The following is a 23,038-nucleotide window of genomic DNA, read 5'->3' on the forward strand; positions in this document are numbered from 1 at the left end:
GCACGACGCTGTTGGGAATGCTCCCGGAGGTGCTCTAACGGCTGAAACAACCTCAGTGACAACTGGCATTGCAGGACCCCGAGCGAGCCCATCTGGTACATTCAACAAAATCTTGCAAGCGGATCCGATGGGAGGCGGGTCGGGGCAACACACTGATCGAACTCGGCACGATCGCTGAAGGTCACCACCGCATATACGCCGCGAAATGCCGCATCCGGCCTCAACGCATGAGCGCATCGCATGGGGTGCTCCAACCCCAAGGTTATGGCCGCGTCTTTAGCCGCCGCCGATGCGATAGATCTCGAACTGCCGATCCGCATCCCACTTCGCCCTGTAAAGCTCGGTCAAGGCCCCAGTTCTCCGCCACGAGCCATGGCGTTCTGCTATCCGCCCTGATGGCACGGCTGCTAATTTTGGCATTCCATAAACCGTCCAATGAAACGATCACCTATGCCTACATTAAGCCGCATCCAGCAGCCAGACCTTCCACATTGAATCGCAATGCGTAGCCAACTGACTTTATTCTCGATCGACAGGGTCAGACATCGTAACCCTTGACAGAGCCAATATGGACGGATTTCGGTAGGCATCAAACTTAAATGTGCGATAATTAAAGTGCGGAAGCTCGCGCATCGGAAATTACCCACCCGACATACATTCCATCAAACCCCTGCATAGTAATATTTTCTATTTGTTATTTTTGGCCTATATATTCTGAACTTTAGCGAACACCGATGCGTTTCTCGAAATGATGCTAAAAACGCCCACCTTGGAAGCAGACGTATCGGCGCTCACCAGGTTGGGTGCACTTACCTCGCTTAGCGAGGATGAGCGCCGCGCCCTCCGCTTTGCGATGGAGTTGCCGCAGCGAATCCGTGCCTCTCGGGACCTCATTTTGATAGGGCAACGGCTTCCCGGCCCTATGATGGTGCTCGATGGATGGCTCGGGCGGGTTCGGCTGTTCAGCGATGGTCGTCGGCAGATTTTGAGCTTTCTGATGCCGGGCGACCTTATCCAGAACTCACGCATCTCTCAGCCGGCGGCGCCCAGTACGATAACGGCTCTATGCGACGCGATTGTTTGCTCTGCCCCGCTCGCTAACAGCGACGGGCTTCGCGACGCCTATGCCGGAAGCGCGGCACTCGATGAAATCTATCTGCTCCGTCACATCGCTAGGCTAGGACGGATGAGCGCATATGAGCGCATCCATGACTGGCTCATGGAAATGCACGAGCGGCTGTTTCTTGCCGGCCGGGCAAGCCCGGACAACTTCGCCATGCCGTTGACCCAGGAAGTGCTTGCGGATGCGCTTGGGCTTACTAGTGTGCATGTAAACCGGACCCTCCAGGCAATGCGGCGCGACAACGTCATTGAGTGGCGCAGCGGGATCGTTCGATTCGTGGGCCGTGCGCCCGCGGCGGTTGCGCCCGCCGGTTCGGCTCCGGCGACCAGCATCCCATCGCTGCCCAAGGCCTTGCGCGCAGGCTAGGTCACCGACCGGGGGCGAAGGAAGCGCGGGGAAAGGATCGTGCCCGTCATCCCCTGACCACACCGCCTATCCGGCTGCCGGCCGAGCATGGACCAGCACCCCGGCGATCCCCCCGCACCTCGACGCGAGGGCGGGCAGGCGGCGGAAACGAGCCGCGATCGTCGCTGCTTTGGATGCTCCCCCGCCCCCCGCTGCCGCCAACGCCCAACGGCACCACACCGCCGCACCCGCGCCCGCACAGCGCAGGACGACGCAGCACAATCCTTGCGTCCAGGGTCGACGCGCCCGCAGTCGTGCCGCTAAGGGCGCGCGATGACCGACGCTACCCTGCCCCGCCCCGCCCGCTGCGACCGCGCCTGGGTGGACGAAGCCGTCCGAACGATCGATGCCGAGTTCAATCGCTCCGCCGATACGCACCTGGTGCGCGTGGCCCTGCCGGGTGCGCCGGGCATAACCTTGTACCTCAAGGACGAGTCCAGCCATCCGACGGGCAGCCTCAAGCATCGCCTCGGCCGCTCGCTGTTCCTCTACGCCCTGTGCAATGGCTGGATCGGGCCGAAAACGACGATCGTCGAGGCATCGAGCGGTTCGACGGCGGTCTCGGAAGCCTATTTCGCCCGGATGATCGGCCTCCCCTTCGTGGCGGTGCTTCCACGCGGAACGTCCCCGGAAAAGATCGAGGCGATCGAATTCCATGGCGGGCGGTGCCACGAAGTGGCGGACCCGCGTTCGGTCCGCGCCGAAGCCCAGCGGCTCGCCACCGAGCTTGGCGGCCATTTCATGGACCAGTTCACCTATGCCGAACGGGCGACCGACTGGCGCGGAAACAACAATATCGCGCAATCGATCTTCGAGCAGATGGCGCAGGAAGCGCATCCCATCCCGACCCATATCGTCTGCGGCGCGGGTACGGGCGGCACCTCGGCCACGATCGGCCGCTATCTTCGCTATCGTCGGCTGGAAACCCGGCTATGTGTCGCCGATCCGGAAGCATCGGTTTTCCACCGGCACTATCTCGATCGCAGCGTCACCACCGTCGACGGTTCCCCGTCCTGCGTGGAGGGCATCGGGCGGCTCCAGCTCGAGCCTTCGTTTCTCCCCGACGTCATCGATCGAATGATCACGGTACCGGACGCCGCAAGCCTCGCCGGGGCGCTGCGGATCAGCCGCGTCCTCGGTCGCCCCTGCGGCGTGTCGACGGGCACCAACATCTGGGCCTGCGCCACGTTGATCCGGGAAATGCGTGCCGCGGGGCAAGCCGGGTCCATCGTCACGCTCCTTTGCGACGATGGCCGCCGCTATGCCTCGACCTGCTTCGACGCGGCGTGGCGCACGACCCATGGCTACGAAACCGACACGCACGATCAGGAACTTGACGACCTTTTCCTGGCGCAGGGCTGAGCGTCGTCATCAATCCGTCACGCGATTGCTTCACGCACCTGCACATATTGGTTCGATCTGACGGAGTTAAAACGGCGATGGCGAACAGCGGCACGACGCGGCGGCGGTTCCTGGCAGCAGGCGCACAAGCGGCAATGGCGTCCGCATTGCCGGCCTCGATCGCGCGGGCTGCCGCCATCGCCGCCGACGTGCGCAGCGGCACCATCGCGGATGTCGCGCACGTGGTGGTCCTCATGCAGGAAAACCGCAGCTTCGATCATTATTTCGGCACGCTGAAGGGCGTGCGCGGCTTCGGCGATCCGGTGACCGCGCCCCTGCCGGACGGGCGCAGCATCTGGGCGCAGGAAGCCGCCGCCGGGCGACTGGTGGCCCCATTCCACCTCTCCACGTCCGAGCATTTCGAACTGATGCGGATGGCGGGTACGCCGCACAGCTGGCCGGATGCGCAGGCCGCGTGGGACCAGGGCCGCATGCAGCGCTGGGCCGCTGCCAAGACCGAGCGGGCAATGGGCCATTTTGCCCGTGAGGACCTGGCCTTCCAGTTCGCGCTCGCCGAGAGCTTCACGATCTGCGACGCCTATCACTGCGCCGTCCATACCGGCACGAACACCAATCGCCTGTTCCTGTGGACCGGCACCAACGACCCCAGCGGCACGATGGGCGGGCCGGCGATCGGCAATTCGCACGACGAGCTCGCCACCAGGGGCGGTCATCCGGACTCCTATCGCTGGACCACCTATCCGGAGCGACTGCAGGCAGCCGGGATCGACTGGCGCATCTATCAGGACATGGCGGACAATTTCACCGACAATCCGCTGGTCGGGTTCGCCGCCTATCGCGAGGCCCAGCCCGGCTCGCCGCTTTACGAGCGCGCGCTCACCACCCACGGACTGGACCAACTGCGCGCCGACGTGCTGGCGGGCAAGCTGCCGCAGGTATCGTGGGTCATCGCCGATGCGAAGGGCAGCGAGCACCCTTCCCCGTCGAGCCCGGCGCAAGGTGCCGCGTACACGGCCGCGGTGATCGACGCCCTGACGGCCAATCCCGAGGTTTGGGCGCGCACCGTGTTGATCGTCAACTTCGACGAGAATGACGGCTTTTTCGATCATGTGCCGCCGCCCTGCCCACCCTCCCGCGATCCCGCGGTGCCCGGCGGCTTCGCGGGCCTGTCGCAGATCGACACGGCCAACGATTATCATCAGATCCCGAGCGTGGCCGACGAGCAGTCCGAGCGCCCGGAACTGATCGGCCGTCCCTATGGCCTGGGGCCACGGGTTCCCTGCTATGTCGTCTCCCCCTGGAGCCGTGGCGGCTGGGTCAACTCGCAGGTGTTCGATCACACCTCGGTGATCCGTTTTCTCGAACGGCGGTTCGGCGTGCAGGAGCCCAATATCTCGGCGTGGCGCCGCGCTGTGTGCGGCGATCTTACCAGTGCCTTCGATTTCCGCACCCCGAACAAGCGGCCTTCCGCCGCACTCCCCGATCCGCGTCCGGACGCGCTGCGCGCTGCGGCATTGACCGGCCAGCCCGAGCCCACCGCGCCGCTTGCGGCAGGTCAGGCCCCTCTCCAGGAGCCCGGCGTCCGCCGCGCCCGGGCACTCCCCTATGCGCTCGATGTTCATGAGGTGGGAATCGATTCGCGGCGGATCGCGTTGCGCCTCGAATGTGCAGGCGTGCCGGCGGTGGTGCATGTCTATGATCGGCTGCGGCTCGATTCCGTGCCGCGCCGTTACACCCTGAAGCAGGGCGGGACGATCGACGCCGAATGGCCGCTCGATGAAAAAGGCAGGTACGATCTTTGGCTGCTCGGCCCCAACGGCTTTCACCGTCATTTTGCGGGACAGGGGCCTGCGCATGGCGGAGCAGTGCGGTGGCTGCAACGGCGCGGCGGGGCGCCGTCGCTAGTCCTCCAGCTGCCGCAAGGTATTGAATCCGAATGGTTACGCCATCCGGCACTCCGATCGGTCGGCGCGGGCGAAACGCGCGTTGCGCTGGCCGATACGGGTGGTTGGTACGATCTCGTCCTGACCGATCCAGCCCTGCCCGCGTTTCGCCGACGGCTCGCCGGAAAAATCGAAACCGGCAGCGATGGCTTGTCAGAGCCTCCATTGACGAATGTTAAGGTTTCACAAATCGATTTCACGCGATACTGTCAGCGCTGACAGAATAAGTGCGTTGGGGGGCGGGGCAGTTGAAGTCGGTGGGCTTGGTAGAGCTGGCAAAGATCGCGGGCGTTTCGGTTTCGACCGCATCGCGCGCTTTATCCAATCATCCTCGTGTTGCACGGGGCACGCGGGAGCGGATCGTAGCGCTCGCGCAGGAGCATGGGTTCCGCCTGAATCAGACGGCGAGCGCGCTTCGCAAGCAGCGTACCGGCGCCATCGGTGTGGTCGTACCTCTGGGGCATGAAGTCGATCAGGCGCTGTCCGATCCATTCTTCATGGCGCTGCTGGGCGACCTTGCGGACGCGTTGACACGCCGGGGCTATGATTTGTTCCTGTCTCGCGTTGTTCCGCAGGGACCGCGCTGGCTGGACGACATCATCGCATCGGGGCGCGTCGACGGGATCATCCTGATCGGCCAGTCCGACCAGTTCGACCTCATCGAGCGCGTCGCCGCCACCTATGACCGGATGGTGGTCTGGGGCGCTACCCGCCTCGAATCGCGCCAGATTTCGGTTGGCACGGACAATCTGACCGGGGGCGAACTGGCTGCTCGCCACTTGATCGCGCGCGGCTGCCGCAATCTCGCCTTCCTGGGCAACCCGGAAGCACCGGAATTTTCCGATCGATACGAAGGCTTCTGCACGGCCATTGCGGGCGCAGAGGGCGTATCGTCAACCGTGGTGCCGATCCACCTGACCATGGAGGATGCCTATCGCGAGATGGTGGCGTATCTTGCCTCCAATCCCGCGCCGGATGGCATCCTGGCGGCATCCGACGTGATTGCGATGAGCGCAATTCGCGCGCTGACGGGTCGCGGCTTGCGCGTCCCGGCGGATGTGGCGGTGATCGGTTATGACGACATTCCGCTTGCGGGGTACACGTCGCCGGCGCTCACGACGATTCGGCAGGATGTAGCCTATGGCGCCAACCTGCTGGTCGAACTGCTGCTGGCGCGCATTGCCGGACAGCAGGTGGGTTCGGTGGCGATGTTGCCGGAGCTGGTCGTGCGCGATTCCGCGTAGGGCTCAGGCCGCTTCGGTCATCGCGAACGCACCGTGCAGCGCGCCGATCAACGTGCGCGCGTCGAACGGCTTTTCGATGACCGTAATGGCGTCCAGGCCGATCGGCAGATGGTCCCGACCATAGCCGCTCACGAACAGGAACGGGATCTTCCGGGCGATCAACGCGGCTGCCACCTCGTCGACCAGCGCTCCCTGGAGATTCCCGTCCAGCAGAACGGCATCCGGCGATGTCGCGTCCAGGGCGGCCATCGCTTCGTCGGCTGTCGCGGCCAGGCCGGCGACGTCCACGCCCGCGTCGCCCAAAATGGTCGCTAGTTCGAGCGCCACCAGCGGCTCGTCCTCCACGATCAGCACACGCTTGCCCGCCAACGCGGTGACGCCGCCGGCCGGTAGCGGCGCGGCGGGGCGGCGCGCGGGGCGTGCATCCCGGCGGAGCCGCACGGCGCTTGCATAGGGGATGGAAAGCTTCCAGCGTACGCCCTGTGGGCCATAGCTGGGAATAGCACTCCCCCCCTCTGCCTTCAGGCTGCGTTCGATCAGCGTGGTGCCGAACCCGCGCCGGCTAGGCGGTGCCACCGCCGGACCGCCGCGTTCCTCCCAGTCCAGCTCCAGGAACCCGCCGCGCACGCCCCAATGCAGGCCGACCCGCCCTTCCGGCACCGCCAAGGCACCGTATTTATGGGCGTTGGTCGCCAGCTCATGCAGCACCAGCGCGAGATGCAAGGCAGGTTCGGGCGCAAGATCGATGGCCGGGCCGCCCGTGTCGAGGCGATCCGGGTCGATCGTGCCGGTTTGCAGCTGCCCCTCAACCAGTTCCCGGAGACTGGCCCCCTGCCAGGTGGTGCTGCTCAGCAGCGAATGGGCGCGCGCCAATGCATGGATGCGGCCGATGAAGGTGGGCGCGAAGTCCGAGGGACCGGTCGAATGGCGCAGCGTCTGCGTGGCGATCGCCTGCACCGACGCGAGCGTGTTCTTCACCCGGTGATTCAACTCGCCGATCAGCAGGCGCTGGGTTTGCTCGGCGCGGACGCGGTCGGTAACGTCGAGGATCTGGGTGTTGACCGACAGAAGCGTCCCATCTGCACCCAGCAGCGCGGATCCGTAGACCTCGCAATCGACCGTCACCCCCACGGAGGTGCGCATCCGCAGCTGCCGCATGTCGCGCAGCTGCTCGCCGGCGATCATGCCGCGGATCATCGTGTCGAACAGCGCGGCGTGCTCGGCGTCCAGCCATTCGAGTTCGGAGGGGCGCAGACCCGAGACCTCCACCGCGCGCCACCCGAACATACGCTCCGCCCCGGCCGACCAGGCGATGATGCGCTGCTCGGCATCGAACTCGACGATCGCGAGCGGGGAATTGTCCCGATGGGCCTTCAATCGCGCCAGCGCACCCGCATGACGATCGCGCTGATGCGCGATTTCCTGCCGTTGCCGCGCCAGCTCGACGAAGATTTCCACCTTGTTCCGCACGATTTGCGGGTCGACCGGCTTGAGCAGATAATCGACTGCCCCGGTTTCATAGCCCCGGAAGCGGCGGCGCTCGTCGGTGGCGACCGCGGTGAGGAAGATGATCGGCACGCGCCGGGTACGCTCGGTCCCGCGCATCAGCTCGGCCAGTTCGAAGCCGTCCATGCCCGGCATCTGCACGTCGAGCAGCGCCAGCGCGACGTCATGCACCAGCAGCAGCTCCAGCGCCTCCATCCCGGAGGCGGCGGTAAGCAGTTCCAGCCCCTCCTGCGCCAGCAGTGCCTCCAGCGCGATCAGGTTTTCGGGCACGTCGTCGACGGCGAGGACCTTCACCGGCTCACGCATCCGCCGTCGCCTGCAATTCGGCGGTGTTGCGCCTGTAGATACGCTCGCCGGCCTCGAAATCGGAGAAGGCCTCCGAATAGCGCGAGAACCGCAAGGTCTCCCGGGCACCCAGCCCCAGGAACCCGCCGCGGACCAGCGATTCCCCGAACAGGCCCAGGGCACGGTCCTGCAGCGTGCGGTCGAAATAGATCAGCACGTTTCGGCTGGAGACCAGTTGCGCCTCGGCAAACACCTGATCGGTGGCGAGGCTGTGTTCCGCGAACACGGCGCGGGCGCGGAGGCTTTTGTCGAACACGGCGCCACCATAGGCTGCAGTATAGTAATCCGAAAGGGAACTACGCCCTCCGGATTGCCGGTGATTGTCCGTAAATTGCGCGATACGTTCCAGGTCGAAGATTCCGGCTTCGGCCTTGGCCAGCGCAGCCGGACTGATGTCCGTACAATAGAAGATCGTGCGATCCTCCAGCCCCTCTTCGCGGAACAGGATGGCGAGCGAGTAGAACTCCTCACCATTGGCACAGCCGGCGATCCATACCTTCAGCGACGGCCAGGTGCGGAGATGCGGCACAACCTTCTCCCGCAACGCACGGAAATAGGCCGGATCGCGAAACATTTCGCTGACCTGGATGGTGAGGAACCCCATCAGCTCGGCGAACATGGCCGGATCGCGCAGCAAGCGGTGCTGGAGTTGCGATAGGCTCTCGCAGCCGAACCGCTGACAGGCCCGCTCCATGCGCCGGTGCAGCGAGCCGCGCGCATAGCCGCGAAAGTCGTACTGATAATGCCGCCAGATCGCCTCCAGCAGCAGGTCCAGCTCGATCTCTTCCTGCGGCGAAAAAACGTCGTCGATCACCGCGGCATCCACACCCGTACCAGGCTCAGCAGCTTGTCGATGTCGAGCGGCTTGGCGAGATAGTCGTTGGCGCCCGCGTCCAGACATTCCTGCTGGTCGCGCGCCATCGCCTTGGCGGTCAGCATGAGGATCGGCAGCGTCTTGCCCCAGGGGCGCTTGCGAATCTCACGCGTGGCGGTGAGACCGTCCATCTCCGGCATCATCACGTCCATCAATACGAGATCGACCGGATCGGTGAGCTTGCGCGCTGCTTCATCGAGCGCGTGCAGCGCCTCGCGCCCGTTGCGGGCGATGCGTACCTTGACCCCATGGGGCTCGAAAATGCTCGTAAGGGCGTAAACGTTCCGGATGTCGTCCTCGACGACCAGGATCGACCTGCCCTCCAATGCAGCGTCGCGGCCCAGCGCCTTGGCGATCAGCTGCTGCTGCGGCTCCGGCAGCTCCGACACGACCTGATGGAGGAACAAGGTCACCTCGTCGAGCAGCCGCTCGGGCGACTTGGCGCCCTTCACGATAATCGACTTCGAATATTTGCGGAGGCGCAGCTCCTCGTCCTGGCTGAGATCGCGACCGGTGTAGACGATCACCGGCGGAAATCCGACGCTGTCATCCTCACTCAGCCGGTCCAGCAGATCGAGGCCCGACGCATCCGGCAGGTTGAGGTCGAGCACCATGCAATCGAACGTGTCCGTTCCCAGCAGTTCGAAGGTCTGCGCGGCCGAGTGCGACTGCACCGTCTCCACGTCGCGGGACGCCAGCAACGCCTTGACGCTCTCCGCCTGCTGGGCGTCATCCTCGACCACCAGCACGCGCCGCATCCGCTGCGACATCCTGGCTTCCAGCCCCTCGAGCATGTCGACCAGCTGCTCGCGCTTCACCGGCTTGAACAAATAGCCCACCGCGCCGCTCGACAGCGCCGCCTGGCTGTCATCGTCGACGGAGACCACATGCACCGGGATGTGCCGCGTACGCACGTCGCGCTTGATCCGATCGAGCACCGACAAGCCGGTATGATCCGGCAGGTTCATGTCGAGGATCACGGCGTTCGGAACATATTGGCGCGCGAGCAGCGCCCCTTCATCCGCGGTGCCGGCGATCAGGCACTGGAATCCGAGGTCGTGGGCGATATCGCACAGGATGCGGGCGAACACCGGATCATCCTCGACGATCAGGATCACGCGGCAATCCCCCGAAAGCTTCTCGCGATCATCCTCGGCCGGCTCCGCGCCGCGACGGCGGCCGGGCTTGGGATTCGACGGCTGCGGCTTGATCGGCGCCGGGCTGGGGCTGGGCAGCGGAGCCGGCGTCTGAACCAGCGCGGGGTCGTAGGACTCGGGCAGGATCAGCGTGAAGGCACTCCCCTCTCCCGGCGTGCTTTCCACCGCGACTTCGCCGCCGAGCAGCCGTGCCAGCTCGCGCGAGATCGACAGGCCAAGGCCGGTGCCGCCATATTTTCGGCTGACCGTCCCATCCGCCTGACGGAACGCTTCGAAGATGACCTGCTGCTGCTCGGCCGGGATGCCCACCCCCGTATCGCGCACGGTGAAGGCGATCCGCCCATCGGGCCGCCGCGACACGCCGAGCGACACTGCGCCTTTGGCGGTGAACTTGATCGCGTTCGACAGGAAGTTCTTGAGCACCTGCTCCAGCCGCTGCGGATCGGTTTCGATATCGCCCGGCGCGCCGGCCGCCTGCTCGATGCGGAAATCGAGCCCCTTGGCGGCGGCGGAAGCGCCGAACACCGCCTTCAGCTTGTCCAGCACCGGGGCGATGCGAAGGCGCCGCGGTTGCAGCTCGAGCTTGCCGGCCTCGATCTTCGAGATGTCGAGAATGTCGTTGATCAACGAGAGCAGGTCATTGCCCGATGTCTCGATCGTCTCGGCATGGCGGACCTGCTCGGCGCTGAGATTCCCCGCGCGATTCTCCGCCAGCAATCGCGCCATAATCAGCAGCGAATTGAGCGGCGTGCGCAGCTCATGGCTCATATTGGCGAGAAACTCGGACTTGTAGCGGCTGGCCTGCTCCAGATCGGCGGCCTGATGCTCCAGGGAGGTCTGCGCGCGCGCCAGCTCGTCGCGCTGCATCTCCAGCGCGCGGGTTTGCGCTTCCAGTTCGGCATTGCTCTGCTCAAGGGCAATCTGCTGTGCCTCCAGCCGGGCAGCCGTGTCCTGCAATTCGCGGCTCTGGGCCTCGAGCTCGTCATTATTCACCCGCAGTTCCTCGCTCTGGACCTGCAGTTCCTCGGCCTGCTTCTGCGTCTGCTCCAGCAGATCCCGCAGCCTTGCGCGGTACTTGCCCGACCGGATCGAGACGCCGAGTTGCCCCGCGACCCGTTCCAGCATCGTCTGCACCAGCGGGTCTACGGCGCCACCGAAGCCGAGTTCGATGACGGCATTGATCTCCCCGTCCGCCTCGGTGAGGCCGATAAGGAGCACCCGCGGCTGCGCCTGCCCCAGACCCGAGCCGTAATAGAGATAGCCATCGGGTAGCTGATCGAGCACGAACTGCCGGCGGTCCGCGATGGCTTGGCCAAGCAGGCCTTCGCCCGGCTTCACCCATTCCGGCAGTGGCGCATCGCCGGGCACCGCATAGGTGCCCCGGCGCCGAAACCCCGCACCGCTGGGATCGCGCACGAAGATGGCGCCCGCCTGCGCGCCGCTGTAATCGGCCAGGAAGCGCAAGGCGGCGGTGGCCAGTTCATCGAGCGGCATTTCGCCGGCCACGGCGCGGGCCAGCCCGACCTGCGCCGATTGCAGCCACTCTTCGCGTTGGATCGCCAACCGGTTGCGCACGAAGGCGAAGCCGATCCCCGCCAGGATCCAGATGATCGCGGTGCCCAGGATCCGGTTTACCAGCACCACCTGCGGATCGACGCCCGGAGGGGCCAGGGTGAAACCGGCGAAGTTCAGCAGTGTTGCCAGTGCCGCCACTATCAGCGGCAGCATGGGCCGGCGCCCGACATAGGCAATCACGGTGGGGAGCAGATAGCCGGCCCAAGTCGCGGTACCCAAGGGCAGCACGGTGTCCGCCCCGAAAGGGAGCACCAGCAGCCCGGCGAGACCGGCGTAGAGGGGCAAAGAGGAGCTATGGCTTCGCTGGCTGGGCGACATAAAGAAACTCAAGGGGATAGATGCGAAAGCAGGTACCCGGCTTTACCACTGTGCCGCAACCCCGCCCGCAGGTGCGGACAGGCCGCGACCGGGCGATGCCCGGCATGCCGCCCTGCGTGCAGATCGCGCCGTGATACCGGACGCGGCGGTGCTGGACGCGGAGACCGATACGGACGTGCCCCCTTTCCGCCGCACCCCCCATGGCGCATCGCGAACGGCTTCCTGTCGTCGGGGATCGAGGGCGATGCGAGGCGGCGGCGTGATCGAGGAAAGGGTGCGTCAGATCGCCAAGGAGAGCAGGGCCTAGCCGGCCGCCATTGCCTTGCGCCGGCAGCTATGGGGCGGCGGGGCGTCGCGCAACGCCTCCACCCGCGCACGCTGCCGCTGGAGGTACAGGTCGCGCCGCACGGCATAAGGGTCCTCGCTATCCCGCACCGTCTGGAGGATTTCCTCCTTCTGGTCGCGGCGATCGAGGATACGGACCACGGCCGACCCGATCACATAGGGCCGGGACCGGAACGGCCCGCCGAGCACGAAGGGCGAGGCGAAGAAATCGACCATGCCGCCCACCACATCGCGCACCGTTGTCGGCCCGGCGACCGGCACATAGAGGAACGGCCCCGGCTTCACGCCATAGAAGCCGAGCGTGTCGGAAAAGCGGTTCTGCCGCAGCGGCAGGTTGAACGGACACCGCTTGGCGACATCCACCGTGCCCGCGATGCCGAGCGTGGTATTGATGGCGAACCGGCCGACCGTCTCCACCGCCTTGCCGGGTTTCAGCTGCAGCAGATAATTGACGGCCACCACCGGCTCGCGCAAATTGGTGAAGAAGTTGCGCAGGCCCGAGCGGATCGGCTTGGGAACCACTTTCGCATAGGATCTGGAAGCCGGCCCTGTGACAGCGTCATCGAGATGCTGCGTCAGAGAGAAGGAAAGCGCATTGACCTTCTCCAGCGGATCGCCCGGCGTTCCGTGATGCCGCCCCGACACGACGATCTCGTGCTCCTGCTCCTCCGCGGCATCCACGGGTGCCGGCGCGACGATGACGGGCGTCGTCACCGCCGCCGCGAGCGCGGGGGCGACGGGAGGTACGAAGACCATCGCGCCGATCGCGGTACCCAGCATCAGCGCGGCCGCACGGGGGAAAAATCGAGGATCGGGAGCGTGGACCTGGAGGGTCGCAAGGATCTTCTTTCGTTGGCGATTCCAAACCATGACGTTGCCGCCGCGGCGCTTCCGCACTCGCCCGAATAGAAAATCGGCTCACAGCCCGAGAACGCTCCGGTCGGCGGTGGCGGCGGCAAGGTCCGCTCGCGCCACCAGCGCCTGATACCGCGCGTCGAGCGCCCGCAACCGGGCATCGGTGGCGCTCTCCTCGCGTTGATTGATCAGGAAGAAGTCGCTTGCGCCCATATCGAAGCGGCGCTGCTCGGCGACGGCCATCCTGCCCGCAAGTTCAGCCTCCTGCGCGGCGAGATCGGCTACCCGGTCGGCACCTTCGATACCGATGGCGATGCCCTTCACTTCGATGGCGATCTGCTCCTCCAGCATGCGGTGGCGGGTACGCAGCCCGTCGATCTCGGCCTTGGCCTCGGCGATGCGTCCGCGCGCGCTGCGCCGTTCGAGCGGCACCGAGAATTTGACGCCGACGATCGCCTCGGCGGGCGTGCGCGACGGCCCGCCCAATCCGATGGCGCCGACGTCCTTGCCCAGCTCGGCCCGTGCATCGAGCCGCGGCCGCAGGTCGTTCTCGGCGAGATCGAGCCGTGCGAGCGACTGGTCGATCCGCACCAGCACCGTCTTCAGGTCGGGCCGGAGGATGGGTCCCACCTTGCGGGGTGCGATCGCCAGTTCGGGCAGTGCTTCGGGCAGCTGCTCGGCCGCCGGCACCAGCGGCGCCCCATCCCCATCGCGCCAGAAGAAGGAAAGCGCGTTGGCGGCCTCGGCGAATTTCTGCTCGGCCTGGGCGACCAGCGAGCGGCGGCGGGCGAGGTTCTGATCGTTCTCGGTAATCAGGATCTGCGGGCGCGCGCCGAGCTGCACCTGCCGCGCCAGCTGCGACCGACGCTTTTCGGAGAGCGCCAGCAGATCGCGATAGGTCTTGAGGCGCAGCCCGGCGACGGCCCAGGCCTGATAGGCGCTCATCGCGCGCCGCTGCACCCCGATCGCCACCATCTCGCGCTCCAGCCGGGCGACATCGACATCCTGGTCGGCGAGGCGCAGCTTGGTGCGGCGCTCGTCGGTCACCCGGTCGCGCAGCAGCGAGAAGACCGCGCCGACTTTGAACTCGCCGAGCTGGTTGGTGTAGGCCTTGTCCTCATAGACCGGGAACTTGCCGCGCGAGACGCGGTAGCCCGCGTATAGCCCGCCGCCATTGTTATCCAAGGCGCGGCTGGCCTTCGCCTCCACCACCGCGCCGTCATAATAGCCGAAGGGCCGTGTCTGCGCGTCCACGTCGAACACCACGTCGAAGGCGCCCTCGGCGCTCAGCGCCTTGCCCTCGGCCTGGCGCTGCTTGGCCAGCGCCTCGATGATCTGGGGGGCGTTCTGCGCCGAGGAGCGCAGCACCTGGTCGAGCGTCAGCGGCCCCTGCGCGGCGGCGGGCGCCGCACAGACCAGCGCGCACAGGATGAGCAGCAGCCGGGTCATTTCTTTTTCTTCTTGTAGACGTCCATGCTCTTCTCCTCGCCCTTGCCGGCGGCGGTGCCGAATTCGAGCGGGAAGTCGTTGAGCTGGCGCCAGAGTTCATAGCCCACCGGCACCGTCTCGCCCTGCACCCAGCCGCGCACCTTGGCGCCGAGGCGGACGAAGCGGTCGCCCGGCCAGGCGAGCGTGCCGGGCATCGGCTCGATCAGCACGCGGAACAGGCCGTCGGGCATGGCCGAGGGGTCGACCGAGCGCACCCGCCCGTCGAACAGGCCCCAGGCCATGGACGGCCAGCCGCTGAGCTGGATCGCCGGCCAGCCCTCGAACTCCAGCCGTACGCGGCGGCCGGGGCGGACCAGCGCGATGTCGCGCCCGTCCACCATCAGCTCCACCACACGCTCGGTGCCGCCCTCGGGGGCCAGCGTCGCGAGTTCGGTGCCCGCGCTGACCAAAGTCGCGCCGGCGGCGGCGTTGAGCGTCTGGATGCGGCCGTCGCGCGGGGCGCGGACGATCTGCACCGCCTGGCGGTTGAGCGACACTTCGATCCGGTTGAGCTTGGCCCGCGATTCCGCGAGCTTGGCGCCCTGATCGGCGACGCGGATCTGCGCCTGTTCGTAGTCGCGGCGCGCCGCCAGCCCTTCGTTGAACAGCGTGCGGGCGCGGTTCACGTCGATCGAGGCGACCGCGCGGGCGCTTTCCAGCGAGGCGATTTCGGCGTGCACCTGGTCACGCTCGGCAGCGAGGCGTTCGAGCAAGGCGGGGTCGTTGTCCGAGATCTTGGCGATCGGATCGCCCTTCCTCACCGCCTGGCCATCGGTGACGAACCAGCGTTCGACTCGCCCCGGCACCAGCGCGGTGACCGACTGCACCCGGTCGTGCGGATCGAGCGCGACCACCTGCCCCCGCCCCGGCGCGGTCTGCACCCAGGGGACATAGACCATGGTGACGCCGATCAGCGCCACGGCGATCACGATCATCCAGGCGATGGCGCGGGCGATGCGCGGCGGGCGCATGGCGGCCAGCGTCGGGAAATGGCCGATATGGTCAGGCCTGAAGGGCATTGCCTGCCTCCTGCGCGGTGAGGGTAGCACGGAGCGCGTCGAGCGTTTCGAACCGTGCCTGGCTGGCCTTGCCCAGCCACAGATAGCCGTCGCGGCGGATCGCCTCGGGGCGGCCGGTGAAGAGAAGCACGGTGGTTCCTGCGTCGCGAAGCGCGTCGAGCGCGGCGGTCAATCGCGTTGGCGGGGTCAGATCGTAGAGCGGCCCGAGCAGCAGCACCTTGGGCCGCGCGAGCAGCGCGTTGGCCAGCTTGAGCGCCATCAGCTCGCCGATCGACAGCGGATAGCCCGACGCGGCAAGCGGCGTCTCCATCCCCTCGGGCAACTGGCCGATGCGGGCATCGAGCCCGACCAGCGCGAGCGCATCGAGCACCCTGCCCGCCGGAATGCCGGCGCCGGCCAGCCCCAGATAGTCGCGGATGCTGATCTCGACGATGGTCGGGCGATCGAGCACGATCACGTCCGAGCGCAGGCGATAGACGTCGAGCGCCTCGAGATCGACGCCGCCCACCATCACCAGCCCGCGATCGGGCTGGAGGTTGCGCTTGAGCAGCATGGCGAGGCGGCTGTCCATCGTCGGCGCGCCGACCACGACCAGCTGGCTGGCCGCCGGGATGGTCAGGTCGATGCGGGCGTCGCCGGCCTCGACCTCGCGCAGCCGCACCTCGCCATTGCCCGGTGCCTCGCTGTTGCGGGTGTGGGTCTCGTGCGGGATGGCATAGAGCAGCGACACTTCCTCGGCCGCCGCAACCATGTCGTAAAACGCATCGAGATAGGTGCCGAGCTGGCCCAGCCCGTAGAACACGCCGGACAGGATCAGCTCGGCGGCGACCAGCTGGCCGATCGAAAGCTGCCCCTGCAGGATCAGCCAGCCGCCCATCGCCAGCAGCGCGGCGCTCGCGGTGGCGTAGAGCAGCAGATAGGCGCAGGTCTGGGTGAAGCTGAAGCGGAAGTGGCGGCGGTGCGCGGCGACATAGGCGGCGGTCATCGTCTCCGACCCGTCCATCGCGAAATCGAGATGGCGGCTCGACTTGTAGAAGCCGTTGGAGGTGCCCAGCCCTTCCAGCCAGCGCGCGGCATCGTGCTTGGCATGGCTGAGCGCCACCGCCGAGCGGATCGCGCCGGGCGACCAGAGCTGCCAGATCAGCCACACCAGCGCGATCAGGATGACGTTGAAGCCGAGGAAGAACGGGTGGTAGAAGCTGGTCACCACCAGCCCCACCACCGATTGCAGCAGGATGGTGAAGCCGCCGATGACGAGGCTCGGCACGCTCTTCTGCACCGTCATCAGGTCGAAATAGCGGTTGAACAGGTCGACGCGGCGGGCATCGGCGAAGAAGGGGTTGCGGGCGTGGACGGCGCGGATGGTGATTTCCGCCATGGTCCGCGCGAACAGCCGCCGCTCGAACAACGCCATGATGTGGACGCGGAGCGCCGCAAGGATGACGACGATCAGCAGCAGCGTGAACAACAGCGCCGACAGGGTGATCAGCGGCGCGGGCAGCGCGATCTTGGCAACGCTGTTGATCAGCAGCTGCACCGAAATCGGCGTCGCCAGCGAGAGCAGGCTGATCGCGATGCCATAGACCATCGCCAGCCGCAGATAGCCGCCATCGGGGCCGATCACCTCCCCCAGCCAGCCGCGTACCTGCCCCCATCCGATCTTCTGTTTTGCCATCGCTCCACCAACTCCCTTCCGGATCGGTGAAGTGCGGGCGGAGCCTTATAAGAACAATGGCACGCCGGCTATATCACCGATAGGAAATACCTATATCCTTCACGCAAGCCACTAGCTCCTGCGCCAGTCTCTTATAGGCGGCGGATCGGGCCACGCCGCTGCGCCACAGGAGGCCAAGCTCGCGATAGTGCCGCCCGGCACGGAACGGACGCGCCACCACATCGTCGCCCGACCGGATCTCCTGTCGCACATAGAGTTCGGGCAGCACCGCCAGCCCCATCCCCATGCCGGCCATCTGGCGGATCGCATCGAGGCTGGTGCCCTCATAGTCGTCGCGGACCCGCGCGCCGGCTTCCTCAGCGATGGCGATGGTCTGTTCGGCGAGCCGATAGCCGCGCTGGAGCGTGAGCAGATCCTGCCCCGCCAGATCCTCGCGCCCTATCGACTCGCGCACTGCCAGTGGATGGTCGGCGGCCATGGCGAGGTGCAGCGGCTCGCGAAACAGCCGCTCGACATGCGCGCCGGCAGCCTGAAGCGGCAATTGCGCGAGGATGACGTCATAGGCGCCCGCTCCCAACCCTTCGACCAGCAGCGCGGGCGGATTCTCGCGGACATGCACGCGCAGATCGTGGAATTGCTGGTGCAGGCGGGCGACCAGGCGCGGCAACAGATACGCACCGATGGTGGGCGTCACGCCCAGTCGAATGGTACCCAGCAGCGCGCTATCGTCGGCGCCTGCCAGATCGCCAAGATCCTGCACCTCCAGCAGGATCCGCTGCGCACGGTCCGCCACTTCCCGGCCCAACGGCGTGAGAAAGGCCCGCGCGCCGCGTTCGACCATGGGGGCACCCAAGGCATCCTCAAGCTGCCGGATTGCCTGGGAAAGCGACGGCTGGCTGACACCGCAGACGGCAGCGGCGCGTGTAAAACTGCCCTCTGCCCCCAGCGCGACGAGATAGCGCAACTGGCGCAGGGTAACCTGCTTTTCAAAATCCAGAGACGCGGCGTTTCGGATCATCAGGACGATGGATGGCGAAGAACATGCGCTGCCGCCACAGGGATCTTCGGCGGATTCCGTCCCAAATCTGCGAGGCCTAGCAATATTCTTTTGGAATCAATTTGATAATCGCGCGCGCGCGTTTGGTATACGTTAGCAAATCGGCGCTATGACAGGCGAATGGAAATGCGGAAGATTTGCCAGGGGTGCCGGGACGGTACCGATTTCGATCTCGCCTTCGCGATGGCCTTCCAACCCATCGTCGATACGGCAACCGGCAAGCCCTTCGCCTATGAGGCGCTGGTCCGCGGTATCGACGGGTCGGGCGCGCTCGGCATCCTGTCAAAGGTCACGGACGCCAATCGGTACGCTTTCGACCAGGCTTGTCGCGTCAAGGCGATCGAAACCGCCATGGCGGCGGGGTTGATGGAGACGGGGGCGAAGCTGTCGATCAACTTCCTGCCCAACGCCGTCTACTCTCCGGTCGCGTGCATTCAGCTGACGCTGCAGACCGCGCGCGCAGTGGCGATGCCGCTCGACCGGCTGATCTTCGAGTTCACCGAGAACCAGCTGATCGCCGACCCGGACCACGTTGCGACGATTATCGATTCCTACAAGCAGATCGGCTTCAAGGTCGCGGTCGACGATTTCGGGGCGGGCCATTCGGGCCTTGATCTGTTCGCCCGATTCGCACCAGACGAAGTGAAGCTCGACATGGCGCTGGTGCGCGGCATCGACACCGACCCGCGCCGCCGGGCGATCGTCCGCGCGATGGTGGGCCTGTGCAACGAACTCGACACGCTGCTGATCGCCGAAGGGATCGAGACCGCCGAGGAGGCAACCGTGCTGCGCGACCTCGGCGTGCGCTATCACCAGGGCTATTGGTATGCCCGGCCCGCGCTCGGTGTGCTGCCGACGATCGGTGCCGGGGCCTAGTCCTGCCGCGACTTGGCCTATAGAGGAACGGTGAAGCCCGCACCGGGCGCCCATTTCTTCGCAGGCAGGATCCATGACCGTCCTCATCAAGGAAACCGATCTGATCGAGAGCGTCGCCGACGCGCTCCAGTACATCTCCTATTACCACCCGATGGATTATATCCGCGCGCTGGGCGACGCCTATGCAGCAGAGCAGTCCCCCGCCGCCAAGGACGCCATCGCGCAGATCCTGACCAACAGCCGCATGTGCGCGGAAGGGCACCGCCCGATCTGCCAGGACACCGGCATCGTCACCGTCTTCATCAAATGGGGCCAGAAGTGCGTGCTGGACAGCGAACGCTCGCTGCAGGACGTGGTCGATGAAGGTGTGCGCCGTGCCTATCTGCACCCGGAAAATCGCCTGCGCGCCTCGATCCTGCGCGATCCCGCCTTCTCCCGCGTCAACACCAAGGACAACACGCCCTGCGTGCTCAACGTCGAGATGGTCCCCGGCGACCATGTCCATGTCGAGCTGGCGGCCAAGGGCGGCGGATCGGAGAACAAGTCCAAGTTCGCGATGCTCAACCCGAGCGACTCGATCGTCGACTGGGTGCTCGAGATGGTCCCGAAAATGGGCGCCGGCTGGTGCCCGCCGGGCATGCTCGGCATCGGCATCGGCGGCACCGCGGAGAAGGCGGTGACGCTCGCCAAGCAGTCGCTGATGGGTGACATCGATATGGCGCAGCTGAAACTGCGCGGGCCGCAGAACGACATCGAGAAGCTCCGCATCGAGATCTTCGACAAGGTCAACGCGCTCGGCATCGGCGCGCAGGGCCTGGGTGGGCTCGCGACGATCCTCGACGTGAAGATCCTCGACTATCCGACCCACGCCGCGTCCAAGCCGATCGCCATGATCCCGAATTGCGCGGCGACCCGCCACGCACATTTCAGCCTCGACGGCAGCGGCCCGGTCTATCTCGACCCGCCGAGCCTCGACGAATGGCCGAAGGTGGAATGGGCGCCTTCGAAGGAATCGATCCGTGTCGACCTCGACACGCTGACCCCCGAGGTGGTGGCGAGCTGGAAGCCGGGCGACCGCCTGCTCCTGAACGGCAAGATGCTCACCGGGCGCGACGCCGCGCACAAGCGCATCCAGGACATGCTGGCCAAGGGCGAGGAGTTGCCGGTCGATTTCAAGGGCCGGGTGATCTACTATGTCGGCCCGGTCGATCCGGTGCGCGACGAGGTGGTCGGCCCTGCCGGCCCCACCACCGCGACCCGCATGGACAAGTTCACCGAGATGATGCTGGCGCAAACCGGGCTGATCGCGATGGTCGGCAAGGCCGAGCGCGGGCCGGTGGCGATCGAGGCGATCCGCAACCACAAGGCCGCCTATCTGATGGCGGTGGGCGGTGCGGCCTATCTCGTCGCCCGCGCGATCAAGGGCGCGCGCGTCGTCGGCTTCGCGGATCTCGGCATGGAAGCGATCTACGAGTTCGACGTGAAGGACATGCCCGTCACCGTCGCGGTGGATGCAACCGGCGAGAGCGTCCACCACACCGGCCCGCTGGTGTGGCGCGAGAAGATCGCCAAGGAGCGGCTGCTCCAGCAGGCCTAAGGATATGGGCGCGCCAGCCGAGACAACGTCGCGCCGCTGGGCGCGCATCCTGCTGGCGTGCCTGTACCTCCTGGCGGGCGTGCTGCACCTGATGGTGCCCGGCCCGTTCCTGCACATCACCCCCGGCTGGGTGCCCTATCCGGCTTTGGTGATCGCGGGCACCGGCCTCTGCGAGATCGCCGGCGCGCTCGCGCTGCTGACGGTACGGCTGCGCAAGCCAGCCGGCGCGATGCTGGCGCTCTACGCGCTGTGCGTGTTCCCGGCGAACCTCCAGCATGCGGTGCAGGATCTCTCCACCGGCACCGGACTGGGTTGGGCCTATCACGCGCCGCGGCTGTTCGCGCAGCCTCTGCTTTGCTGGTGGGCGCTCTGGGCGGGCGGCGTGCTCCGCGGCGCCCGCTAGCCGGTGAGCGCGTCCGCGAGATGGCAGCTCTTGCCCGGGGTCAGCGTCTCGACGCGCTCGACCCGCAGGATGGAGCCGCCATCCTCCCCCTCCACATAGCGCGCGATCACCTCGCCATAGGCGGGCAGCTTCGCCTTGCGGAGCTTGTCCACCACATGGGCACCGGGCGCATCGACTAATGTGTAGCGATTTTCCACGAGATCGCAGCGTCGCAGGATAAGGGCGTTGCCGTCGCGCTCGAGCGTGCCGATGAACACGTCCGCCTCTTCCTGAAGTGGCGCGGCGGACGCGCGAATCGGCACAGATAGCGTGGAGAACAGGACAGCGGCACCTACCAGCCGCAGCCGAAGCCGCGCACCGATCACAGCGCGTTACCGTCCTTGTCGAGCAGCTCGATCTTGTACGAGCAGCCATACAGCGTCTTGCCCGGATGGCTGGCAACGTTGGAGATGTTGCGCGCGATCACCGTGTGGCCACGCCATTTGTCCCCATTCGCGGGATCGGTGACGTCGCGGATCACCCGCTCTCCCAGGAACTTGCGAAACTTGATCTCGGCCTCCGCCTGCTCCCGTGTCGCCTTGCCTGATGCGACGAGCGCGTCGACCAGGCCGTCAGACGGCATCGCGTTCTCGATATGCTCCTTGCGCGCCAGCACCGCGGGATCCGGCAGATCGAGAATGGCCAGCACGCCGCTGGACGTGAAGGCGACGCGCTGGGTGGTATATTCGCCGGCGACCGTGATCGGCGCCGGCAGCGCATATTCGTGCATCATGAAATTGGCGGACTTCACCGCTTTCCAGCCGCGCTTGGCCGCTAGCTGCTCCTCGCCTGTCACGGCCATGGCGAAGCGATTATAGACCGGCGCATCCAGACGGCACTCGATCGCATCCTTCACGTCGATCTTGGCGAGGTCCACCTCGTCATCGGCTCGGGCGGCGTCCTGCCGGATAGCGGCTACGGACAAGGACGGCAGCAAGGCGGCAAGCAGGGCGACGCCGATATGCGATATCTTCATGCCTGCCGACTATGTCATCAAGATCGTTCCGGCAACGGATTCGCGCCGAAACGAGGGCGGCCGACGGCGGTTCAGCGTTCGTGTCGTCGGGATGCCCGACGCGCATGCAGGCGCTCGGGCAGCAGGCGATGTCGGCTGCACTCGACGCGGATCGCGAGCGGTGCGCGGCGCCCCTGCACCGCCAACACCAGACCAAGCATCGCCAGCGGGAAGCCGAGCAGCAGCACGGCGCTGCCTTCCCCGTCGCCCAAGTCGCTCAGCGCGCCGGCCAGGCCGCCAGTGATCAGCAGGATCGCCCCGGCCGCCCGCCAGAGCCGGTCTCCGGCCCGGATCATCGCAGGACACCCTCTGTCGGGCCCGACAAGGCGAGATAGGCCGCGCGCCGCGCCAGCCAGACCAGCGACGCCAGCGCCTCCGGCGTTGCCGCGTAGAGCAGGATGTCGGCGGGAAACATGGTTTCCTCTCGCATCGCAGGCTCGGGCGTCCCCAGGTCGAAGTGCAGATCGATCGCAGGGTCCGATAGAGTCGCCGCCGCACTGCGGGCTCGGGCGAGCAGCGCCGCATCGCGTTCCACGCCCCTTGCTTCGATTGCCAGGAAGCCGAGCGCGCGCGCGCGACGGACCGCCGCCAGCAGCAGGCTTCCGCTGCCGCACGCAGCATCCACGATGCGGACACTGCGACGCCCCTGCTCGCGCAGGGTTTCGAGACGCTCCAGTACGGCCGGCCAGCGCAGATCCTGGATCGCGCAGCGGTCGGCTTCTTCGCACAGCGCCTCCCGGACGATCGCCGCGAGTGGCGCCCGATCGGGGGCGCTGGGCAACGCATAGTGATAGGCAAGTTCCATGGCCGCGCGCCT

At 66.4% G+C, this 23,038-nt stretch carries 19 protein-coding genes; 7 read left to right on the forward strand and 12 right to left on the reverse strand.

Annotation, left to right across the window (positions count from 1 at the left end; genetic code table 11):
• Positions 1 to 922: 922 nt before the first annotated feature.
• The 4 genes from A7X12_RS22640 to A7X12_RS22655 all read left to right on the forward strand — a co-directional run bounded on the left by A7X12_RS22640 (position 923) and on the right by A7X12_RS22655 (position 6,077).
• Positions 923 to 1,489 (forward strand): Crp/Fnr family transcriptional regulator, encoded by a 567-nt coding sequence (locus tag A7X12_RS22640; RefSeq protein WP_232318656.1) that lies wholly within the window; start codon positions 923 to 925, stop codon positions 1,487 to 1,489.
• 312 nt (positions 1,490 to 1,801) lie between these two features.
• Entirely contained in the window at positions 1,802 to 2,890 is a 1,089-nt protein-coding gene (locus A7X12_RS22645) for a PLP-dependent cysteine synthase family protein (protein ID WP_064313710.1), read from the forward strand.
• Between the two features lie 77 nt (positions 2,891 to 2,967).
• Positions 2,968 to 5,052, forward strand: coding sequence for a phosphocholine-specific phospholipase C (locus tag A7X12_RS22650; RefSeq protein ID WP_064313711.1), 2,085 nt, complete (start codon positions 2,968 to 2,970; stop codon positions 5,050 to 5,052).
• Between the two features lie 38 nt (positions 5,053 to 5,090).
• Positions 5,091 to 6,077 carry a LacI family DNA-binding transcriptional regulator gene (locus A7X12_RS22655; protein WP_084445987.1) on the forward strand — a complete coding sequence of 329 codons (987 nt, stop codon included), beginning with the start codon at positions 5,091 to 5,093 and terminating at the stop codon, positions 6,075 to 6,077.
• 3 nt (positions 6,078 to 6,080) lie between these two features.
• Here the strand turns inward: A7X12_RS22655 and A7X12_RS22660 are convergent, their stop codons facing one another.
• The 8 genes from A7X12_RS22660 to A7X12_RS22695 form a co-directional block, all read right to left on the reverse strand.
• Positions 6,081 to 7,889 (reverse strand): response regulator, encoded by a 1,809-nt coding sequence (locus tag A7X12_RS22660; protein ID WP_064313713.1) that lies wholly within the window; start codon positions 7,887 to 7,889, stop codon positions 6,081 to 6,083.
• Positions 7,882 to 8,754, reverse strand: coding sequence for a CheR family methyltransferase (locus tag A7X12_RS22665; protein WP_064313714.1), 873 nt, complete (start codon positions 8,752 to 8,754; stop codon positions 7,882 to 7,884). Before A7X12_RS22665 ends, A7X12_RS22660 begins: the two co-directional genes overlap by 8 nt.
• Positions 8,739 to 11,819 (reverse strand): response regulator, encoded by a 3,081-nt coding sequence (locus A7X12_RS22670; protein WP_064313715.1) that lies wholly within the window; start codon positions 11,817 to 11,819, stop codon positions 8,739 to 8,741. Before A7X12_RS22670 ends, A7X12_RS22665 begins: the two co-directional genes overlap by 16 nt.
• A gap of 336 nt (positions 11,820 to 12,155) precedes the next feature.
• Positions 12,156 to 12,977, reverse strand: coding sequence for an MlaA family lipoprotein (locus A7X12_RS22675; RefSeq protein ID WP_198162154.1), 822 nt, complete (start codon positions 12,975 to 12,977; stop codon positions 12,156 to 12,158).
• Between the two features lie 138 nt (positions 12,978 to 13,115).
• Positions 13,116 to 14,501, reverse strand: a complete 1,386-nt coding sequence (locus A7X12_RS22680) for a TolC family protein (RefSeq protein ID WP_064313717.1) — start codon at positions 14,499 to 14,501, stop codon at positions 13,116 to 13,118.
• Complete coding sequence (locus A7X12_RS22685) at positions 14,498 to 15,559, reverse strand: HlyD family secretion protein (protein WP_064313718.1); 1,062 nt, start codon at positions 15,557 to 15,559, stop codon at positions 14,498 to 14,500. The genes A7X12_RS22680 and A7X12_RS22685 overlap by 4 nt, the downstream gene beginning before the upstream one ends.
• Positions 15,543 to 17,234 (reverse strand): ABC transporter ATP-binding protein, encoded by a 1,692-nt coding sequence (locus tag A7X12_RS22690; RefSeq protein WP_064313719.1) that lies wholly within the window; start codon positions 17,232 to 17,234, stop codon positions 15,543 to 15,545. Before A7X12_RS22690 ends, A7X12_RS22685 begins: the two co-directional genes overlap by 17 nt.
• Before the next feature lie 73 nt (positions 17,235 to 17,307).
• Positions 17,308 to 18,252, reverse strand: coding sequence for a hydrogen peroxide-inducible genes activator (locus tag A7X12_RS22695; protein WP_064313720.1), 945 nt, complete (start codon positions 18,250 to 18,252; stop codon positions 17,308 to 17,310).
• 165 nt (positions 18,253 to 18,417) lie between these two features.
• Here A7X12_RS22695 and A7X12_RS22700 point away from each other — a divergent pair, with 165 nt between their 5' ends.
• The 3 genes from A7X12_RS22700 to A7X12_RS22710 all read left to right on the forward strand — a co-directional run bounded on the left by A7X12_RS22700 (position 18,418) and on the right by A7X12_RS22710 (position 21,167).
• The gene (locus A7X12_RS22700) at positions 18,418 to 19,167 is read left to right on the forward strand and encodes an EAL domain-containing protein (RefSeq protein WP_064313759.1); all 750 of its coding nucleotides are present in this window, start codon (positions 18,418 to 18,420) and stop codon (positions 19,165 to 19,167) included.
• Between the two features lie 73 nt (positions 19,168 to 19,240).
• Positions 19,241 to 20,764 (forward strand): fumarate hydratase, encoded by a 1,524-nt coding sequence (locus A7X12_RS22705; protein ID WP_064313721.1) that lies wholly within the window; start codon positions 19,241 to 19,243, stop codon positions 20,762 to 20,764.
• 4 nt (positions 20,765 to 20,768) lie between these two features.
• A complete protein-coding gene (locus A7X12_RS22710; protein WP_064313722.1) occupies positions 20,769 to 21,167 on the forward strand; it encodes a DoxX family protein in 399 nt (132 codons plus the stop codon).
• Here the strand turns inward: A7X12_RS22710 and A7X12_RS22715 are convergent.
• From A7X12_RS22715 to A7X12_RS22730, 4 genes are all read right to left on the reverse strand, one after another.
• On the reverse strand, positions 21,164 to 21,532 hold the full coding sequence (locus A7X12_RS22715) for a hypothetical protein (protein ID WP_084445967.1): 369 nt from the start codon (positions 21,530 to 21,532) through the stop codon (positions 21,164 to 21,166). The two genes, A7X12_RS22710 and A7X12_RS22715, sit on opposite strands and share 4 nt — an antisense overlap.
• Positions 21,529 to 22,182: a hypothetical protein gene (locus A7X12_RS22720; RefSeq protein WP_064313723.1), complete on the reverse strand. Its 654-nt coding sequence runs from the start codon at positions 22,180 to 22,182 to the stop codon at positions 21,529 to 21,531. The genes A7X12_RS22715 and A7X12_RS22720 overlap by 4 nt, the downstream gene beginning before the upstream one ends.
• A 71-nt stretch (positions 22,183 to 22,253) precedes the next feature.
• Positions 22,254 to 22,517: a hypothetical protein gene (locus tag A7X12_RS22725; protein ID WP_064313724.1), complete on the reverse strand. Its 264-nt coding sequence runs from the start codon at positions 22,515 to 22,517 to the stop codon at positions 22,254 to 22,256.
• Entirely contained in the window at positions 22,514 to 23,026 is a 513-nt protein-coding gene (locus A7X12_RS22730; RefSeq protein WP_064313725.1) for a hypothetical protein, read from the reverse strand. Before A7X12_RS22730 ends, A7X12_RS22725 begins: the two co-directional genes overlap by 4 nt.
• Positions 23,027 to 23,038: the final 12 nt, after the last annotated feature.

This window comes from Sphingomonas sp. TDK1 (genome assembly GCF_001650735.1).
Classification (GTDB): Bacteria; Pseudomonadota; Alphaproteobacteria; order Sphingomonadales; family Sphingomonadaceae; genus Sphingomonas.

Coding starts and splice junctions, on each gene's coding strand:
- A7X12_RS22640 (WP_232318656.1), top strand. CDS start 923: ATGATGGTGCTCGATGGATGGCTCGGGCGGGTTCGGCTGTTCAGCGAT.
- A7X12_RS22645 (WP_064313710.1), top strand. CDS start 1,802: ATGACCGACGCTACCCTGCCCCGCCCCGCCCGCTGCGACCGCGCCTGG.
- A7X12_RS22650 (WP_064313711.1), top strand. CDS start 2,968: ATGGCGAACAGCGGCACGACGCGGCGGCGGTTCCTGGCAGCAGGCGCA.
- A7X12_RS22660 (WP_064313713.1), bottom strand. CDS start 7,889: ATGCGTGAGCCGGTGAAGGTCCTCGCCGTCGACGACGTGCCCGAAAAC.
- A7X12_RS22675 (WP_198162154.1), bottom strand. CDS start 12,977: ATGCTGGGTACCGCGATCGGCGCGATGGTCTTCGTACCTCCCGTCGCC.
- A7X12_RS22680 (WP_064313717.1), bottom strand. CDS start 14,501: ATGACCCGGCTGCTGCTCATCCTGTGCGCGCTGGTCTGTGCGGCGCCC.
- A7X12_RS22685 (WP_064313718.1), bottom strand. CDS start 15,559: ATGCCCTTCAGGCCTGACCATATCGGCCATTTCCCGACGCTGGCCGCC.
- A7X12_RS22690 (WP_064313719.1), bottom strand. CDS start 17,234: ATGGCAAAACAGAAGATCGGATGGGGGCAGGTACGCGGCTGGCTGGGG.
- A7X12_RS22695 (WP_064313720.1), bottom strand. CDS start 18,252: ATGATCCGAAACGCCGCGTCTCTGGATTTTGAAAAGCAGGTTACCCTG.
- A7X12_RS22700 (WP_064313759.1), top strand. CDS start 18,418: ATGCGGAAGATTTGCCAGGGGTGCCGGGACGGTACCGATTTCGATCTC.
- A7X12_RS22705 (WP_064313721.1), top strand. CDS start 19,241: ATGACCGTCCTCATCAAGGAAACCGATCTGATCGAGAGCGTCGCCGAC.
- A7X12_RS22710 (WP_064313722.1), top strand. CDS start 20,769: ATGGGCGCGCCAGCCGAGACAACGTCGCGCCGCTGGGCGCGCATCCTG.
- A7X12_RS22720 (WP_064313723.1), bottom strand. CDS start 22,182: ATGAAGATATCGCATATCGGCGTCGCCCTGCTTGCCGCCTTGCTGCCG.
- A7X12_RS22725 (WP_064313724.1), bottom strand. CDS start 22,517: ATGATCCGGGCCGGAGACCGGCTCTGGCGGGCGGCCGGGGCGATCCTG.
- A7X12_RS22730 (WP_064313725.1), bottom strand. CDS start 23,026: ATGGAACTTGCCTATCACTATGCGTTGCCCAGCGCCCCCGATCGGGCG.